A 1,900-nucleotide genomic window follows, 5' to 3' on the forward strand; every position below is an offset into this window, starting at 1 on the left:
AAATACAGCAATTCCGGTTACCGGCAAGCAGAAGTGTTTTAGGGCCCTATAAGTTGACAGGGGAGCTTTTTTTCTGCTTCCCGCTAATCACATCGCCTTTAAGTGCCTTAGCCTTGTCACGCGCTCTCAGAGCTTCTAAAGCAGTCTTATTACCTTTCAAAGATTCTTGTTTAAGCCAGTCAGCCCACGCTCGACGTTTATACTTTTCATACAACGCTTGGCGCTCTAATTTATTGGCCTTATTGATAGCCTGTATGTCAGCTTTAAGTGCTTTATGCGCCTGGGAATAAAGTATTTTCTTATTTAGACGACTTTCACCCATTAGCTTTATCGCAGCTCTACGGAGTCTGTTTTTTCTCTTAGCAGCCTCGATGCGACTATCTTTTCTTCCCTTGGCGTTAATCCATTCAATCTTTCTTGCCGCGGTTAGTTGTTTTTGTTCTTCTTGATACTTCGCATATAACTCAGTCGTGTTTACTTTGAATTTCGTAGGTCGTTTTTCATATCGGCGGCGTTTATCTTGGGGAGGAACGGGATTGTTTATTTGTTCAAATTCACCTAATTTCTTTTCCAACTTCTGCTTTGATAAATCCCTAGCTAAAGTGCTTGCCTTCACTTGAGTTCCATCAGCAGATTCAACAACAAAGCCGTTACCTTGCTTGCGAATTTCTAAGCTGTTTTCACTTAACACCTGGTGAAGTTGCTGCCAGTTTTCAGCGGCCCTAATTTCTTCTAAGCACTCACGCTTAACCCAACTAACTAGGCTTTCTATACCAGCGTGCTTTTCCATATCAGAGGCTCTACCTTCTGATACGGTTTTAAAACCTTGGTGATTGTCTTTTTCAAGCCCATATTCATTCTCTAAAATATCACTGAGGCTTCCAAACTTGCGGTAAGCCTGAAAGGGTTCGTGCATTGTTTTGTTGGTAGGATGAATTTTGTTTATAGCTATATGAATATGCACATTGTCGGTATCATGGTGTACAGCACTTACTCTTTGGTGTTCAGAGAAACCCAACCCAGCACATACCCTTTCCTCAATGGCTTTTAGAACATCACTATCAGGCTTCTCGCCAGGACGAAAACTGACGATTAGATGATAAGTTTTATCGCCCGTTGCGCGGGTGTTGGTATGCTGAGTTGCAAGCACCTCACCAATAACCGCCTGCATTGTATTAGCATGGCAATTTGTCACATTGACTAGACCAAGCCTTTCAGTCTTACTTTGCTCATCGGTGATATATTTCACCAAACCAGAAAAGTCAGATTTTTTAGCAGAGCGCATCGGAACGTGTTTAATTATCAAAATAGACCCCTGAAATTTTTAGCCGCTAAAATCACTGTTCTGATCGCGGCATAACTATTTTTGTCATCACGGCGCCCATTTCTTCTTGTGTAGCTTCTATCTTGCTAAGAACAGCTCTAATCGTTGATTCGCCAAACTGAGCGGTCCTGACATCGTTTGTAAGCCAAAGTTTTAGCAAACCACCTAAGCGGCCTAAATCGCCGTTAATTTTCGCTAGCTCATGCACTTGATCGTAATCAACCACACCTTGAATGTGATAACCCTGCCCGACTTCTCGAAGGTATCTTGCTGCACTCATACCAGCTCGCGCAGCCTGTGCCTCAATTAATTCCTTTTCATCGGGTAAGCAGTACACCTTGATTGGTGTGCTGTTTTTCCTAGTTACTTTTTTTTCTTCTGTCATTGCTGTTCCTCTTTTCCGACGGTAGTCGGTAGCCTCGCAGAGCAGGATTCCCGTTGAGCCCGAAGGCGCGAATAAGGGTTAGAGTGAAGTAGCATCCACCAACTTGTTGGTGGGGCTACTTCACCTATCCTGCCCGCCTTACGGCGTTAATAACTCCAAGAAAAGTGTACACCAACCTTTTCGATTTATCC

Annotated in this window: 2 protein-coding genes; both read right to left on the reverse strand. The window is 43.3% G+C overall.

Annotated features, from left to right (window positions below):
* Positions 1-46 precede the first annotated feature (46 nt).
* Positions 47-1,306, reverse strand: coding sequence for a TraI/MobA(P) family conjugative relaxase (gene traI / locus KO492_RS00165; RefSeq protein ID WP_216043130.1), 1,260 nt, complete (start codon positions 1,304-1,306; stop codon positions 47-49).
* Between the two features lie 31 nt (positions 1,307-1,337).
* A complete protein-coding gene (gene traJ, locus KO492_RS00170) occupies positions 1,338-1,709 on the reverse strand; it encodes a conjugal transfer transcriptional regulator TraJ (protein WP_012774829.1) in 372 nt (123 codons plus the stop codon).
* Positions 1,710-1,900: the final 191 nt, after the last annotated feature.

The organism is Celeribacter halophilus, assembly GCF_018860305.1.
Classification (GTDB): domain Bacteria; phylum Pseudomonadota; class Alphaproteobacteria; order Rhodobacterales; family Rhodobacteraceae; genus Celeribacter; species Celeribacter halophilus_A.